Consider the following 16,231-nt stretch of genomic DNA (forward strand, 5'->3'; position numbering starts at 1 on the left):
GGCAGGCGCCGGTCCGCCCGGCAAAGGCCATCAGGAACGGAGAGGTCACCTTGGAAGTCAACCTCGGCGTCCGCCCGTACTGACCGCAGGATCGGTGACGCCATGACGGACGGCCTCCCTTCCGAGGGATCACAGGACAGCCCCGGGTGCGGCTGCGCGCACCACGGGCCCGCGGCGGACTTCCGTACGGTACTGGGGCGTTGCCCCACCGGAGTCGCCCTGATCACCGCGCCCGCGCCATGGCCGGGGGCGGATCCGCTCGGCATGGTCGTCGGCACCTTCACCTCGGTGTCCCTCGACCCGCCCCTGGTGGGTTTCCTGCCCGCGCGCACCTCGACGACCTGGCCGCTGATCCGGTCCGCGGGCCGGTTCTGCGTCAATGTGCTCAGCGCGGGACAGCGCGGCGTGTGCGAGGCGTTCGTCGCGAAATCGCCCAGCCGCTGGGACCTTCCCCACCACCGGTCGCCCTCGGGCTGCCCCCTCCTGCCCGACGCCGTCGCCTGGGTCGACTGCGTGCCGCACACGCAGTCCGACGCGGGCGACCACTGGTTCGTCACGGGCTCGGTGCGCGCGCTCGGCACCGGGCACCAGGGCCCGCCACTGGTCTTCCTGGGCGGCCACTACGGCACGTACGCGCCACGACCCCGTCTTTCGGCCACCTTCTGACACCCCGTCCCGGCCGCTCCCGCAGTGACGCGCGGCGGCCGGAATGACACCTGTCCCCAGAGCCCGGTGAACCGTCCTGCCGTCCGCCCCGTAGAGGTCATGCGTGGAGGCAATGGACGGCCGGACCGCCCGAACGGGCGCGGTGCAGGCCGCAGTTGACATGGGGGAGGGCTACACATGGGGGATACAGTCATGGGCCGGGCGGTCGCCGCGGAGGGCGAGGACCGGCGCCGCCACATCGTGATCAGCGCCCGGCGGGCGGGATCCGTCGACGTCACCGCGATCGCCGCCGACCTCGGGGTGTCCAAGGAGACGGTGCGGCGGGACCTGAGCACACTGGAGCGGCGCGGCCTGGTGCGGCGCACGCACGGGGGCGCGTACCCGGTGGAGAGCACGCGTTTCGAGACACCACTGGCGTTCCGCACCGGGATGCACGCCGCGGAGAAGGCACGGATCGCCGCGGCCGCGGCGGAACTCCTGCGGGATGCCGAGACGGTCTTCATCGACGAGGGCTACACCCCGCAGCTGATCGCCGAGGCGCTGCCCGACGACCGCCCGCTGATCGTGATCACCGCGTCGCTCGCCGCCGCCCAAGTGCTCGCGACCCGGCCCCGGTGCACCGTTCTGCTGCTCGGCGGCCGGGTGCGGGGCCGCACGATGGCGACCGTCGACCGCTGGGCGGCGCAGATGCTCTCCGAGTTCGTCATCGACCTGGCGTACGTGGGCGCCAACGGCATCTCCCGCGAGCACGGCCTGACCACCCCCGACCCGACGGTCAGCGAGGTCAAGCGGCAGGCCATGCGCTCCTCGCGCCGACGGGTCTTCTCCGGGGAGTACTCCAAGTTCGGCGCGGTGAGCTTCTGCCGGTTCGCCGACGCGCGCGCCTTCGACACGATCGTCACCGACACTCGCCTCCCGCAGCGCGAGGCCCGCCGGTACGCGCTGCTCGGACCCGAGGTGCTGCGGGTGTGACGGTGGCGCTCCGCCAACCGGGCCAGGCAGGAGAGACCATGGACGATCCCGGCGCCCCGGCGGCCCGGAGCGCGGCAGCGCCCCCTGCCCGGGGCCGTGGCCTTCCCGCTCAGTCGGGCGTCATCGGCATCGCACTCGGCGCCGTGCTGACGGCCATGCTCGCGGACGGTTCGTGGCAGTGGTTCGCCACCTACGTAGGGGTGACGCTCCTCGCGGTGCTCTTCTCGCTCTACCGGCTGCCGACGTGGGCGCCGGGCCTGCGCGCCGCGTACGTGGGCAACCTCGCGGGGGTACGCGCTGGTCGTGGCTGTTCCCGATGCCGGGCACCCGTGCCGAGTGTGCCGAACTGGGCGCCTACGAGAGCATCCGCACGGAGGCGGCACTGTCGAATCTGGCAGGCCGGGACGGCGCAGCCCTGGCGCGGGCGCAGGAGATCCAGAGCCACGTCGCCGTCGCCGACTGCCTGTCGGCGACCACGACCGTGTGGCTGCCGGTGTACGCGGCGGGGATCGCCGTGCTGGTGGGGCTCGGCGCCTGGTCCGTGGACCGCCTGCGGGGGAGCGGTGACTGACCGGGCCGCCGTCGCCCGTTGTCTCAACTCAGTTCTCTCCCCTCGTCGTTCGTGTCCGGATCCAGTCGCGGACCGCCGTCGCGGTCGACTCCGCGTGCTCCCGCATCATCGTCAGGTGGTCGCCGGGGACGTCCACGACGTCGTGCGCTGACGGCCAGGACGTCCGCCAGGAGTCGGCTTCCGCGGCGGCCGCCATCACGGGGGTGGGGAGTGCCGCGCGGACCAGGAGCGTGGGCGTGGTGATCGGCTCGGGTTCCCAGCCGAGCAGGATCCGGTGGTAGGCGCCCATCGCGGCCAGGATGCTGTCGTCGTCGCCCGAGAGGTCCCCGGATCGCGGGGGCGGGGAGGCCAGGGACAGCAGCCAGTCCGTGCCGCTGTTGTCCGGCGTGATGTGGTAGGTGTCGAGCAGCACCAGACCTGCCGGTGCCCGGCCCATGCTCTCCAGCTGATGGGCCACCAGGTGTGCCACGTTCCCGCCCGCCGACCGCCCCACGATCACGAAGGGCCCGTCTCCCGTGTGCCGCAGCACGCTCTCGGCCTGCGTACGCGCCAGTGCCGCACGGTCCTCCGGCACGGCTGCACCGGCACCGATCCCGGGGTACGGGAACTCCAGGACATCGAGGGCGTCGTGGAAGGCGCCGTGGAAACGGGGGAAGTCACCGGTGCCAGGAGCGAGCGACGGCTGGAACGCCGGGAAGTAGACGACGGTCGGCCCGTCGGCGCCCGAGTGGCCGTGGGAGCGGCGGATCGGGGGCAGGGCGTGCTCGGAGCCCTGGGCGGCCGTGAAGGAGGGCAGCGCCCAGGACGCGGTGACGAGCAGGTGCATCGCCGCCACCGGTTGTCCGGCCGCGCTGACCGTACGGAACAGCGAGGAGAGGGTGTACGACGCGACCCGTTCGGCCCGTTCGACCGCGGAGGCTTCTTCGGTGGCCGTACCCGTGGTCGCCTCGTCCTCCAGGAGGCCGAGCAGGTGGCGTGCCAGTCCGTCGGCCGTGCGGTGTTCGAACACCACCGCCACCGGCAGCCTGACCGTGAGCGCCATGCTCAGCCGGTTGCGGAGCTGCACGGCCGTCAGGGAGTCGAATCCGAGTTCGCCGAGCGACTTTCCGGCCGGGAGCGCGTCGGCGTCGGGGTATCCGAGCACCGCGGCCACCTCGGCCCGCAGCAGCTCCGCGAGCGCCGCCTCGCGTGCGTTGGCGGGCAACTGGTTCAGCCGCTCGCGCCAGGCTCCGGCCGCCTCGGTATCCCGTTCGGGGCCGGAGGCCGTCGCGGCGGCCGTCGGCCGGTTCCGGCGCACGAGCCCGCGCAGCAACGGTGGAACGAGCCCGGCGGATGACCGCAGCGCACCCCGGTCGAGCAGGACCGGCACGAGCACCGGCTCCGTCGAGCGCAGCGAGGCATCGAACAGGGCGAGGCCCTGCCGCGTGGACAGCGGCACGAGCACGTCACGCGGTTGTGGGCGCTGTCGGGAAGAGCCGGAATCCGGCGCCGCCGCCATGCCGTCGACGTGCTCCCAGGGACCCCACGCCAGTGACAGCGTCGGAAGCCCCTCGGCGCCGCGGCGCCGGGCGAGGGCGTCGAGGAACGCGTTCGCCGCCGCGTAGTTGCCCTGGCCCGCCGGGCCGAGCAGCCCGGAGACGGAGGAGAACACGACGAACGCCGAGAGCCCCATGTCCCGGGTCAGTTCATGCAGGTTCCAGGCGGCGTCGGCCTTCGGCCGCAGTACCGCCGTCATCCGCCCGGGAGTCAGCGATTCCAGCACGCCGTCGTCGAGCACACCGGCGGCGTGCACCACACCGGTCAGCGGCGGATCGCAGCGCTTGATCACCTCGGCCAGCGCCGCACGGTCGGCCGCGTCGCAGGCCACGATGTCGACCCGTGCCCCCAACTGCACGAACTCGCCGCGCAGTTCATCGGCGCCGGGCGCCCGCGGCCCACGGCGTCCGGTCAGTACCAGGTGTCGTACGCCGTGGTCGGTGACGAGGTGACGTGCCAGCTCCGCGCCGAGCGCGCCGGTGCCTCCGGTGATCAGCACCGTGCCGTCCGGGTCGAAGGCGGTCACCGTTCCACCGCCCTCGTCGCCGACCGAGGTCAGCCGAGGGACCGTCACCCTGCCCTCCCGTACGCGGAGTTGGGGTTCGCCGATGGCGACCGCCGCCGAGAGCAGGCGCAGCGACTCCGGTCGCCCGTCCACATCCACCAGGACGACACGGCCCGGCAGCTCCGACTGGGCCGCGCGCACCAGTCCCCAGACCGCCGCGCCCGCCAGGTCCGGTACGGGGGCGGTGGCATCGCGCGTCACCACCACGAGCCGTGCGCCCGCCGTGCCCGGATCGCCCTGCCAGTCCCGCAGCGTCTCAAGAACCCGGCTGGTCAACTCGTGTACGCCGGGCAGCGGATCGGAGTCCGTGCCGCCGGTGCCGGAGGCCACCGCGCGGGCGACGGCCGTGACGGCCACGAACCGGGGAGCCTCACCGCAGGACAGAAACTCGGCGAGGCCCAGCAGGTCGTCCCCGCGCACCGCCCACGCGGGTCCGTCCGTGCCGGTCGACGGCTCAAGGATTCCCAGGTCCGCCCACTCGGGGCGCAGCAGAGCCCGTCGTGCTACGTCGGATGCCGGGTCGGTCCGCTCGGTGGGCGGGAGCTCCCTGGTGGTCAGGGAGTCCACACGGGCCACGAGGCGGCCGTGCGGGTCGGCAAGGGTGACCGAGACGGTGTCCGTGCCGGTGCGCGTCACGTGGACACGCAGCGCCGTGGCTCCGGAGGCGTGCAGGCGGATGCCGCTCCAGGCGAACGGCACCCGGAGCGCGCCCGGGTCGGCGGGCGCGGCGAGCAACGACGCGTGCAACGCGGCGTCGAACAGTGCCGGATGCAGCCCGAAGCGGTCCGCGTCCGCGGTGTACGACGCGGGCAGGCGGACCTCGGCGAAGACGTCGTCGCCGCGCAGCCAGAGCGCGCCGACGCTCTGGAACGCGGGGCCGTAGGCGAGCCCGGCGCCGGCGAGGGCGCCGTACGCGTCGGTGAGATCCACGGCCTCGGCTGCCCGGGGCGGCCACTGGGTCAGCTCCTCCTCCAGCGTGCTGTCCTGCGCCGCACGGCTCGGCACCAGTTGCCCGGAGACGTTCCGGGTCCACGGCGCGTCCTCGGCGGACTCCTCGGGCCGGGTGTGGACGTCGACCGGTCGCCGACCCGCGTCGTCAGGACCGCCCACCACGACCTGGACGCACACCGCCGAGGAATCGGGCAGGCCGAGCGGACGCAGGATCACGAGGTCGTCGACCGCTCCGCAGTCCACCGCGTCCCCCGCCCGTACCGCCATCTCCACGAACACCGTGGCAGGCACGAGCACCTTTCCGGCCACGACGTGGTCGGCGAGCCACGGGTGGGTCGCGAGGGACAACAGGCCTGTCAGCACGGTCCGTTCCGTGCCCGGCACGGGGAAGGCGGGGCCAAGCAGCGCCGGGGTGTCGACGTCGGTGGTGCGCGGCGCGTCGAGCCAGTACCGCTGCCGCTGGAAGGGGTACGTCGGCAGGTCCACGTGCCGTGCGCCGGAACTCGCGTACACCGCAGACCAGTTGACGGCGACCCCGGCCACATGCAGCCGCGACACGGCCGACAGGAGAGTCTCCGGTTCGTACGCGCCTCCCCGGGTGGCGACCGCGAGGACGGGGGCGGCGTCGAACCTGTCGGATCCGCCGCCGGACGCGGGTGTGGCCAGGCAGTCGGTCGTCGCCGCGGTGAGGACGGGGCCGGGTCCCAGCTCCAGGTAGGCCGAGACCCCGTCGTCCGCGAGGCCGCGGACGGCGTCGGCGAAGCGCACGGTCTTTCGGGCGTGCCGCACCCAGTACTCGGGCGAGCACAACTCGGCGGCGTCGGCGGGACGGCCCGTCACTGTGGACACGATCGGGATGCGCGGCGGGTGGAAGGTCAACTCGCGCGCGACGCCCAGGAAGTCGTCGAGCATCGGCTCGACCAGGGGTGAGTGGAAGGCGTGACTCACCCGCAGCCGTACGGCCCTTCGGCCCCGCGCCTCGAAGTCGGCGGCCACGGCGAGCACCGCGTCCGCCGCTCCCGAGACGACCACCGAGCGTGGTCCGTTGACGGACGCGATCGCCACCCGGTCGTCGAACTCGCCCAGCACGGCACGCACTTCGTCCTCGGCCGCGTCGAGCGCCACCATCGCACCGCCGTCGGGCAAGGTCTGCATCAGGCGGCCGCGGGCGGCGACGAGCCGCGCCGCGTCGGGGAGCTCGAGCACCCCGGCGACATGCGCGGCCGCCAGCTCGCCGACGGAGTGCCCCACCAGGTGATCGGCGCGAACGCCCCACGAATCGACAAGGCGGAACAGCGCCACCTCGAAGGCGAAAAGACCGGCCTGCGCGAAGTCCGTGCGGTCCACGAGCGCCGCGTCGGGCGTCCCGGGCTCCGCGGCGAGGACCGCGCTCAGCGGCCGGGGGAGACGGTCGTCCAGGTGGCGGCAGACCTCGTCGAGGGCTTCGGCGAAGACGGGGAAAGCGGCGCGCAGTCCGGCGCCCATCCGGGGGCGCTGGGCGCCCTGCCCGGTGAACAGGAAGGCCGTGCGGATCTCGGGTGCCGCCAGGCCGCGTACGACTCCCGGCGCGTCCCTGCCCTCCGCGAGCGCGCTCAGCGCGTCCAGCAGCCGGGCCGGATCGCCATCGGCGGGCACCATCGCCCGATGGGCGAGGGCCGAGCGCGACACCGCAAGCGAGCGGGCGACGTCGGCGGACAACAGGCCCGGCCGGTCCGCCACTTGGGCGGCGAGGCGTCGCGCCTGGGCGCGCAGGGCGGGTGCGTCGGCGGCGGAGAGCAGCCAGGGAGCGGGAAATGTCGAGGAGGCCGTACGAGGGGTCGCCGCATCGTCCTCCGGCGGCGCCTCCTCCAGAATCACGTGAGCGTTGGTCCCCCCGATCCCGAAGGCCGAGACTCCCGCACGCCGCGGCCGGTCCGGCGTGGCCTGCCAGGGCCGCGCGGCCGTCAGGAGTTCCACCCGGCCCGACGGCCAGTCCACGTGGGGCGTCGGGGAGTCGGCGTGCAGCGTGCGGGGCAGCTCGCCGTGGCGCATGGCCTGCACCATCTTGATGACACCCGCGACTCCGGCGGCCGCCTGCGTGTGCCCGAGGTTGGACTTGACGGAGCCGAGCCACAGCGGCCGCTCGCGGTCCTGGCCGTACGTGGCCAGGACGGCCTGTGCCTCGATCGGGTCGCCGAGACGGGTGCCGGTGCCGTGCGCCTCCACCGCGTCCACGTCGGCGGCGCGCAGGCCCGCGTCGGCGAGGGCCTGCGCGATCAACCGCCGCTGCGCGGGGCCGTGGGGCGCGGTGAGGCCGTTGGACGCGCCGTCGGAGTTGACGGCGGAGCCGCGGAGCACGGCCAGGACCGGATGGCCTTCGCGTCGCGCGTCGGAGAGCCGTTCCAGGAGGACGAGCCCCACGCCCTCGGCCCAGGCCGTGCCGTCGGCGTCCGCCGAGAACGACTTGCAGCGACCGTCGGGCGCGAGGCCGCGCTGGCGGCTGAAGGCGAGGAAGGAGTTGGGCGTCGCCATGACGGTGACGCCGCCCGCGAGGGCCAGCGAGCACTCGCCCGAGCGCAGGGCGCGCGCCGCCAGGTGCAGCGCCACCAGTGAGGACGAGCAGGCGGTGTCGAGCGTGATCGCGGGACCGCGCAGCCCGTACACGTACGAGATCCGCCCGGAGGTCACACTGCCCGCAGAGCCGAGACCCAGCTGCGCCTCCAGCTCGTGGCGGCGCGGGAAGCGGGTCGCGTAGTCGGTGTACATCTGGCCGACGAACACACCGGTGTCGCTCTCGCGCAGCGAAGCCGGGTCGATCCCGGCCCGCTCCCACACCTCCCAGGACGTCTCCAGGAGCAGCCGCTGCTGCGGATCCGTCGCGAGTGCCTCGCGCGGCGAGATGCCGAAGAGACCGGCGTCGAACTCCGCGGCCCGGTGCAGGAATCCGCCGTGTCGCGTGTACGAGGTGCCGATCCGGTCGGGATCGGGGTCGTACAGGGCGGCCAGGTCCCAGCCGCGGTCGGTGGGGAACTCCGAGATGGCGTCCTGGCCCCGCGACACCAACTCCCAAAGATCGTCGGGTGAGTTGACGTCACCGGGGTAGCGGCAGCCCATGGCGACGATCACGACGGGATCGTCCTCGTCGGCGCCGCCCTGTCCGGCGTGCGAGCGCGGCCGTCGCTCCGAGGGCTCGCCATCGAAGTCATCGAAGCCATCGAAGTCATCGAAGAGCGTGGCGTGCAGGTGACGGGCCGCCTCGGCCGGTGTCGGGTGGTCGAAGACGAGCGTCGAAGGCAGCCTGAGCCCGGTCAGCGCGCCGAGCCGGTCCACCAGCTCGACCGCGCCCAGGGACGTCATGCCGAGATCGGCGAACGGGGCGTCGGCGTCGGGCAGTTGCTCCGGAGCGCACCCGCAGACCTCGGCCGTGCCGGTCAGGACCGCCTCGCGCAGGGCGCGTTCCCGCTCGTCGCGGGGGAGGGCGAGCAGCCGCTCCCGCGGGGAGGTGTCGGGCGAGGGCGCCGGATCGGGGACGACCAGCCGGTGCCGGGCGATCTTGCCGGACGCGGTGCGCGGGACGGCGTCGATCTCGCGGATCTCGGTCGGCACTTTGTAATCGGCCAGGCGTGTCCGGCAGTCGGCAAGGACCCGCCGCGCGTCGAGCCCGTCGGGACCGGGCACGACGAAGGCGACCGGCACCTCGCCGAGCACCTCGTGCGGCAGCCCCACGACCACGGCGTCGGACACACCAGGACACTGCGCGAGGACCTGCTCGATCTCCGCGGGGTGGATGTTCTCGCCGCCCCGGATGATCAGCTCGCTGAGCCTGCCGGTGAGCAGGAGATGGCCGTGCTCGACGAAGCGGCCGAGGTCGCCGGTGCGGTACCAGCCGTCCCGCAGGGCGGCGGCCGTCGCCTCCGGCCGCTCGTAGTACTCCGTCATCAGGCTCGGCCCGCGCACCCAGACCTCGCCCTCGGCCCCGGCCGGGACGTCATCGAGGCTGTCCGGCGCGACGACGCGTACGTCCATGCCGGGCACGGGCGGACCGCAGGAGCCCTCGACCCGGGTCCCCTCGGGACGATCGGCCGTGATCGCGCCGCAGGTCTCCGTGCTGCCGTACAGGTCGAGCAGCGGCGCCCCCAGGGCCGCCTCCACGGCCGTGTGCAGAGCGGGACCGCTCGGCGCCCCGGCCACCACGCACATCCGTAACGCCCGCGGCTTGGCACCCGACGACTCGACAAGCCGGTGATACGTGGCGGGCACACCGGCCAGCACGGTGAACGGCCCGCCCAGCGCCTCGCCCGCCGTGAGCAACTCCTGCCGCAGGCCGCCCGACGGCAGGGGATCGCCGACGATCCTGGCGCTCGCGCCCACGGCCGTCACACCCACGATCGCCATCGAGTGGCTGAAGCTGTGGAACAGCGGAAGTGGCCAGCACAACCGGTCGTCGGGCGAGAGGCCGAAGAGCGGCGCGTAGCAGGCGGCCACGGACCACAGCGCGGCCCGCTGCGTCGACAGGACGCCCTTGGGCCGGTGGGTGGTGCCGGAGGTGTAGAGCATCCAGGCGGGCTCGTCGAGTCCGATCCGGTCGATCTCCGCGGACCGCTCGCCCGCTGCCGCGTGCTCGAAGAGGTGGGCGCCTTCGGCGGCCGGTCCGGGTCCAGTCACCAGGGCGTTCAGGTGGCCGAACGGCCCGTGCAGGCGGCGTAGTTGAGCGAGGTGCGGGGCGTCCGTGATGACGTACGAGGCGCCGCTGTCCTGAAGGAAGTGGGTCAGCTCGGCGTCGGACGAGCGCGGATTGAGGGGTACGCCGACCATCCCGGCACGCAGGACGGCGAAGCAACTCTCCACCGCCTCCACGCAGTTGCCCAGGAGAATCGCGACACGATCGCCGCGGCGGAGCCCCGTCCCGGCGAGATGCGCGGCGAGGGCGCGGGTGCGGCGCTCCAGTTCGGCGTAGGTGACGCGGCGCGCGGAGTCCGCGTAGGCGATCCGTCCGGCAGCCCGCTCGGCATGCTCCTTCAACAGCTCGGGCACCGGTCGGATGAGGTCGTGACGCGTCATGGTTCCCCGCTCTCCAAATCCCTTGCGCTGTACTGATGTTGAGCCTACGTGGACGGACGGCGGAGGCGGACGCGTCGCGGACCTGACGGACCGGACCTGACGTGGACCGGACCTGATGCCGACCCGATGCCGACGCGCGCAGGATGTAAGAAGGTAGGCGGGGGACAGGGAGGGGGGCGCGCATGGCCGGTCCCGATGCCCGGGCGCTGTCGGTGCATCCCGCCGATCTCGCGCTGATCGACGAGACGGTCGAGCGCGTCGCGACCGCCCGGACCGATGACGTGGTGAAGCGGTTCATGCCGAGGCTTGCCGCGTCCGAACGGGCGGCCCTGGTCCGGCACTGCGCACTCGCCCACGCCGCCGTCCTCGTCTCCGCCCCTTCGGTGGAGACGCTGCGCGCCGCCTTGCGGGCCCGTGGACTCGACGCGGGCAAGCCGGTGCCCAGCGTGATCGTGCGGCGTCGGCTCGCCGATCGGTACGGGCGCACGCCGGACAGCCTGCGCGTGGACATCGTCCGGGTGCCGGTGCCGGTGCCGGTGCCGGTGCCCGCATTTCCCCCGTCCGCCGTCGCCCCGGGCGAACGAGCGGTGGAGATCTTCGTGCTCGAAGCGCCGCCCGGTGCGGGGCTCGACACGGTGGCCGTACGCGAACGGGCCGCGCGGCACGAGTCGCACCTCGCGCTGGAGGTGACCGAGCCCGACGACGTGATCATGGCCGGACTCCGTACGACACTGGTCGAACGCGGGGCGATGGTGCCCGACGGGGGCGGCTACAACGCCTACGAGGACGCCACCGCGCTCTACTTCCGCACCGAGCCCGGCGCGGGGGATCCCGAGAGTGGCGTCGCCGCGGTTCGGGGGTCCGAACGTCTCGAACTGCACGCCCGCGGTGAGCACCGGCAGGCGCTCACCGCGCACAGGGCGGCAGGGGCGGGCCAGGATCCGGCGCGGCGGCTCCTTGAGCTGTGCACCGGAGCCTGGACGACCCAGGCACTCGCCGCCGCCGTACGCCTCGGGCTGCCCGACGCGCTGCCGACCGGCACGGAATCCGCGGCGGACGCGGCCGCACTGGCGGCGCGGACCGGCACGGACCCGGACGGACTCGGACGGCTCCTGCGGTACCTGGCGAGCATCGACGTCGTCGCGGCGGACGGCGACCGGTACCGGCTCGGACCGCTCGGCAGCGTGCTGCGATCGGACGCCCCGCACTCCATGGCGCCACTCGCCGAGCTCTACGGAGGCCCCTTCTACGCCTCCTTCGGAGAGCTCGACCACGCGGTGCGCACCGGCGAAGAGGCATTCACCCACCTCTACGGCGAAGGGCACTTCGCGCACTTCGCCGAGCGTCCGGAACTGGACGTGCTCTTCCAGCGGACGATGGCCGCGAGTGCCGCGAGGTTCGGGCCCGTCGCGGCGGCGGTGGCGGCGTCCGGCGCGCGGCTGGTCGTCGACGTCGGTGGGTGCGACGGCGAACTGCTGGGGCGGGTGCTCGCGGCCGGACCGGACCTGCACGGGGTGCTGCTGGAGCGTGAGCACGTCCTCGAATCGGCCCGCGCGCGGCTGACGGAAGCGGGAGTCGCCGACCGCTGTGCCCTCGTGGCGGGCGACTTCACCGAGTCGGTCCCGTCCGGCGGCGACGTCTACCTGCTCTCCCGGATCCTGCACGACTGGGACGACGAAGCCTGCCTGCGGATCCTGCGCCGCTGCGCCGACGCCATGCCCCCGGGCGCCGAACTCCTCGTGGTGGAAAGGCTGTTGCCGCAGGACGGGCAGCCCTCCCTGGCAACCGCGTGGGACCTGCACATGCTGTGCAACGTGGGCGGCAGGGAGCGGACCGCGGAGCACTACGGGCGGCTGCTCGCCGGGGCCGGACTCGACCTGGGCCCGGTCGTCCCGTTGGCTCTGGACGGGTTCCTGCTGCGGGCGCGCAAGGCGGCTCAGGCCACCATGCCCCCGTCGACCGGCAGCACCGTCCCGGTCACGTAGGAGGAGCGGTCGCTCAGGAGCCAGGCGGCGGCCTGGGCGATCTCCATGGGGTCGGCGGCGCGGCCCAGCGGTGTCTGGGAGTTGAGGTGGTCGATGGTGCCGGGGGACCTCTCGTCCCACTCGTGCAGCATCTCGGTGAGCGTGGTGCCGGGGGCGATGGCGTTGACGCGGATGCCCTCGGGGCCGTACGTGGCGGCCGCCGAAGCGGTGAGACTGTTCACCGCGCGCTTTGTCGCGCCGTACGCGGGCAGCTGGGGGATGGCCATCAGGCCGCCGATGCTGGAGGTGTTGACGATGGCGCCCCGCTTCGCGGTCGCCCGGATCGCGGCGATCTCGGCGTTCATGGCCAGCCACGGGCCCTTGAGGTTGACGGCGTAGAGGTGATCGAAATCGGCCTCGGAGAGCTCGTCCATCGGGCCGGGCTCCTGGCTCGTGGCGCCGTTGTTGAAGGCGACGTCGAGACGGCCGTACAGCTCTACGCAATGGTCGACCGCCGCCCGGACGCTCGCCGCGTCCGACAGGTCGCACACCACGTGGTCCGCGGTGCCGCCCGCCGCCCTGATCTCCTCGGCCACCGCCTTGAGCTGGTGCTCCGTGCGTGCCGCGAGGAGTACCTCGGCGCCCTCCCGGGCGAAGAGCCGCGCCGCGGCGGCGCCGATGCCGCGACCGGCACCGGTGATGAAGGCGACCTTTCCGTCGAGCAGGCCGAGGGGTGCGAGCGAGGTGAGGGACGTGGTGGAGGTGTCCGTGGTGTCCGTGGTGTTCGGGGTGTTGTTCATGTCGATCAGCCTGCTCCCGGCCTCCCCACTCATCCAGGCACCGTCAGTACCTGGCTGGGCATCTCGGCGATCATGGACACTGGACGGGTGGATCGACGAGTACGACAAGAGCTTGGTCACTTCCTGCGCAGCAGGCGTGAACGCATCACCCCCGCCGACGTGGGGCTGCCCGCCGGGACGCGCCGCCGCACCCCCGGGCTGCGCCGCGAGGAAGTGGCGCAGCTGGCCTTCATCTCGACCGAGTACTACGCGCGCCTCGAGCAGGCCCGCGCGCCGCACCCGTCGAGCGAGGTCCTGGTGCAGGTGGCCCGCGCGCTGCGCCTTTCGGACGCCGAACGCGATCACCTCCATCACCTCGCGGGCGCCCCGCCCGCCCTGCCGCCCGGGCCTTCGCGCGAGGTGCGGCAGAGCATCGTCGACCTGCTGGACCGGCTCCCTGAGGCCGCGGCGGTCGTCCTCTCGGCGACGTACGAGGTCATCGCCTGGAACTCGCTGGCCACCGCCCTGATGGAGGACTTCTCCGCGCTGTCGCGCCGGGACCGGAACCTCATCCGGCGTGTCTTCCTCGGCCCGCCCTGGGACAGCAGGCGGCTGTACGGCGTCTCGGACGCCGACGAATTCGCCCGGACCGCCGCTCATCACCTGCGCACCGCCGCGGTCCGCTACCCCCACGACCCGGAGGTGACCGGCTTGATCGCGGAACTGCGGGCGGGGAGCGAGCGGTTCGACCGGCTGTGGGACAGCCACGACGTGACCGACCAGCCCATCTTGTGCAAGACCTTCGCCCACGCCTTGGTCGGCGACGTCACCGTCCGCTGCGACGTCCTGGACATCGCCGACCAGGACCAGCGGGTGGTCATCTACACCGCGGTCCCCGGCTCACCCTCGGAGGAGGCCCTGCGCCTGCTGTCCGTCGTCGGGACGCAGCGCATGGACGTACCGGGCTGACCCGCGAGCCGGGCCCCTGAGCGGCGCGGGCCGCGACGGTGACGTCACGACCCGCGCCGGGGCCCGGGGAACTGCCTCTGGGCCTACCTCACCTCCTGACCTTGCAGACCGCCGAAGCGGTCTTGCCCGGATCGCTCTCGGAGCGGGCGGTCAGCGTGACCTTGTTGTGCCGGTCGGCCTTCTGCCCGGCGCTGACGGCGACCTCTATCTCCGCCGAGCCGCGGGCCTTGGCGGTGGCGAGCCGGTTGGGGAGCCAGACGGACCAGCCGCGCCCGGAGGCCTTGGCCGAAAGCCGGTAGACGTCGGAGGACAGGTACCGGTCCAGATTCTCGGGGTCGTCGGGGTTCCGGGGCCCGGGGAGCCCGGTGTTGGTGAGGTCGAAGGTGCACACGGCCCGGCGCCCGGGGTCGCCCGCCGCCTCGCCGCGGCCGAGCCGCACGCCACGGAGCCGCTGCCCCGCGCCGTCGAGCGACTTCACGGCGATGGTGTACGAGAGCACTCCGGCGCGGGTGCGGTGGATGTCCAGGACGTAGAAGTGCAGCCGGTTGGCCTGGTCGACGTACTCGTACTCGCTGCCAAAATCGGCCCCCGCGTGCAGCAGCGCGTCACTGAGCTGCCGGTAGTCGCCCATGGTGATCTTCTGGAGGGTGCCGTCGGGGCGCTTGAAGTCCACCATGTCGATGTCCTCGGGGTGTGAGTCGACCACCCAGGCGAACGGGGCCCGGTCCTGGTTCTTGGTCTTGGAGAGCAGCACCCCGTGATCGGGCGTGAAGGAGTCCATGCCCATCCGGTCGACGACCTCGACGGTGTAGTTGTTGTAGCCGCCGCCGTCGCACAGGGGATCGGCCGACGGATCGCAGGCCGGTGAGAGGTCACGGCCCATGGAGATGTTGACCCCGCTGAGCCCCTTGTCGCCGGGCGGAGCGGAGCGCGCGGTGACCCGGGCGACCACGGTCCCCGCGTCCTTGAGCGCGTCGCGGTCCAGGCGCAGCACGTTCTTCTCGTCGACGATGCCCAGTTTGAGCTTGTCGCGCAGCACGTGCTGGGAGCCCATCGAGGCACCGTTGGCCGCGGGTATCTGCCAGCGGGTGTGCGGCCCGCCGGGACCGTTGAACGAGCCGCGCGAGAGCATGCTCCAGATCCCGGTGTAGGCCCGGCGCAGCGGGGTGCCGTACGGGTTGTTGTAGTTGTCGCCGATGCCCAGGATGTGGCTGAGCTCATGGGCGTACACGGCCATGCCGGAGCTCTCGGCCTGGGTGGACGAGCCCTCCGAGGCGTTGGGCCAGATGCGAGCGGCGGCAGCCCATGAAGTCCACGGCACATAACGGGTGTTGGCGGCGTTGCCGCCGGAGGCGATGGGGGCGGGCGGCCCCCACGCGGACGGCACGTCCTGCGGCCCGGTGAACTTCATCTGGCCGAATTCCTGCCAGACGGACGACTCGTCCTGACCGGCGGTGAGGAAGAAGACGAAGTCGTACTTCCCGGTCTCGCCGCCGCCCACGTCGGCCGTCCAGGCGGCCTTGCCGTCGGCGCGGATGTCCTTGCCGCAGGCGCTGCCCCGCGGGCACGCGCCGGGGTTCATGCCGGGTTCGATGCCGTACTGGAAGGACTTGAACGGCATGCGGTAGACGCCGAAGGAGGTCAGGTCGACCCCGATGCGGCCTCCGGAGTCCTCCATCCAGTACTCGTTGATGGTGTGGCCGCGATTGAGTGCACCCGGCTTGTTGAGGAAGTCCCGGTAGAAGGAGGGGAGTTGGGTGCGGGGAATGTTCGACGCGCTGGGCTGCGGGTTGCCGAAGAGGGAGGAACCGGCCGGTTTGCTGACCGTGAACTCCTCGTCGGGGTAGTCCAGGAGCACCAGGGCGCCCTTGAAGGTGCGCTTGGTGGGCTCGAGGTCAGGGTCGGCCCAGTCGGTGCCTGGGACGGAGCGGTAGTCCGACCACGTCATGTCGTCGGGATTCTGCCAGCGCTGCGGATCGGTCGGCTGGACGAGCGGCGGCCGGTGCGGCCGGTCAGCGGGCCGCGGATTCGCCTGGGCGGGGCCCGCGGCGACGGCGGCGGCGAGGAGTCCGAGCAGCGCGGCGACGAGCGTCCACCGGCGGACTCGGGTGCGGGTGCGGATCCGGGTGCTGATCCAGGGGCCAGTGGCGCGGTGTGTTCGCGTACGGCGGAGGAACAAGGCTCACCTCTTGTGTGGAGGATGTGTCTTGCCTGGAGG

8 protein-coding genes are annotated in these 16,231 nt (G+C 73.0%); 5 read left to right on the forward strand and 3 right to left on the reverse strand.

All coding sequences use genetic code 11. The features are described from left to right. Positions 1-102: 102 nt before the first annotated feature. The 3 genes from CP970_RS42975 to CP970_RS45365 all read left to right on the forward strand — a co-directional run bounded on the left by CP970_RS42975 (position 103) and on the right by CP970_RS45365 (position 2,209). Positions 103-666, forward strand: coding sequence for a flavin reductase family protein (locus CP970_RS42975; protein WP_079043316.1), 564 nt, complete (start codon positions 103-105; stop codon positions 664-666). Positions 667-843: 177 nt separating this feature from the next. Further along, the gene (locus tag CP970_RS42980) at positions 844-1,638 is read left to right on the forward strand and encodes a DeoR/GlpR family DNA-binding transcription regulator (RefSeq protein ID WP_224059055.1); all 795 of its coding nucleotides are present in this window, start codon (positions 844-846) and stop codon (positions 1,636-1,638) included. A 316-nt stretch (positions 1,639-1,954) separates the two neighbouring features. Then, entirely contained in the window at positions 1,955-2,209 is a 255-nt protein-coding gene (locus CP970_RS45365) for a hypothetical protein (RefSeq protein WP_224059057.1), read from the forward strand. Between the two features lie 28 nt (positions 2,210-2,237). Here the strand turns inward: CP970_RS45365 and CP970_RS42990 are convergent, their stop codons facing one another. Further along, positions 2,238-10,301: a type I polyketide synthase gene (locus tag CP970_RS42990; protein WP_055545187.1), complete on the reverse strand. Its 8,064-nt coding sequence runs from the start codon at positions 10,299-10,301 to the stop codon at positions 2,238-2,240. Between the two features lie 182 nt (positions 10,302-10,483). Here CP970_RS42990 and CP970_RS42995 point away from each other — a divergent pair, with 182 nt between their 5' ends. Further along, the gene (locus CP970_RS42995; protein ID WP_055545188.1) at positions 10,484-12,286 is read left to right on the forward strand and encodes a methyltransferase; all 1,803 of its coding nucleotides are present in this window, start codon (positions 10,484-10,486) and stop codon (positions 12,284-12,286) included. Here CP970_RS42995 and CP970_RS43000 read toward each other — a convergent pair. Continuing rightward, entirely contained in the window at positions 12,238-13,098 is an 861-nt protein-coding gene (locus CP970_RS43000; protein ID WP_079043317.1) for an SDR family NAD(P)-dependent oxidoreductase, read from the reverse strand. The two genes, CP970_RS42995 and CP970_RS43000, sit on opposite strands and share 49 nt — an antisense overlap. 54 nt (positions 13,099-13,152) lie before the next feature. Between CP970_RS43000 and CP970_RS43005 the strand changes: the two genes are divergently transcribed. Then, positions 13,153-14,013: a helix-turn-helix transcriptional regulator gene (locus CP970_RS43005; protein WP_055545190.1), complete on the forward strand. Its 861-nt coding sequence runs from the start codon at positions 13,153-13,155 to the stop codon at positions 14,011-14,013. Positions 14,014-14,101: 88 nt separating this feature from the next. Here CP970_RS43005 and CP970_RS43010 read toward each other — a convergent pair whose 3' ends face one another. After that, entirely contained in the window at positions 14,102-16,192 is a 2,091-nt protein-coding gene (locus CP970_RS43010; protein ID WP_224059059.1) for a M6 family metalloprotease domain-containing protein, read from the reverse strand. Positions 16,193-16,231: the final 39 nt, after the last annotated feature.

The sequence above is a fragment of the Streptomyces kanamyceticus genome, from assembly GCF_008704495.1.
GTDB classification, from domain to species: Bacteria; Actinomycetota; Actinomycetes; order Streptomycetales; family Streptomycetaceae; genus Streptomyces; species Streptomyces kanamyceticus.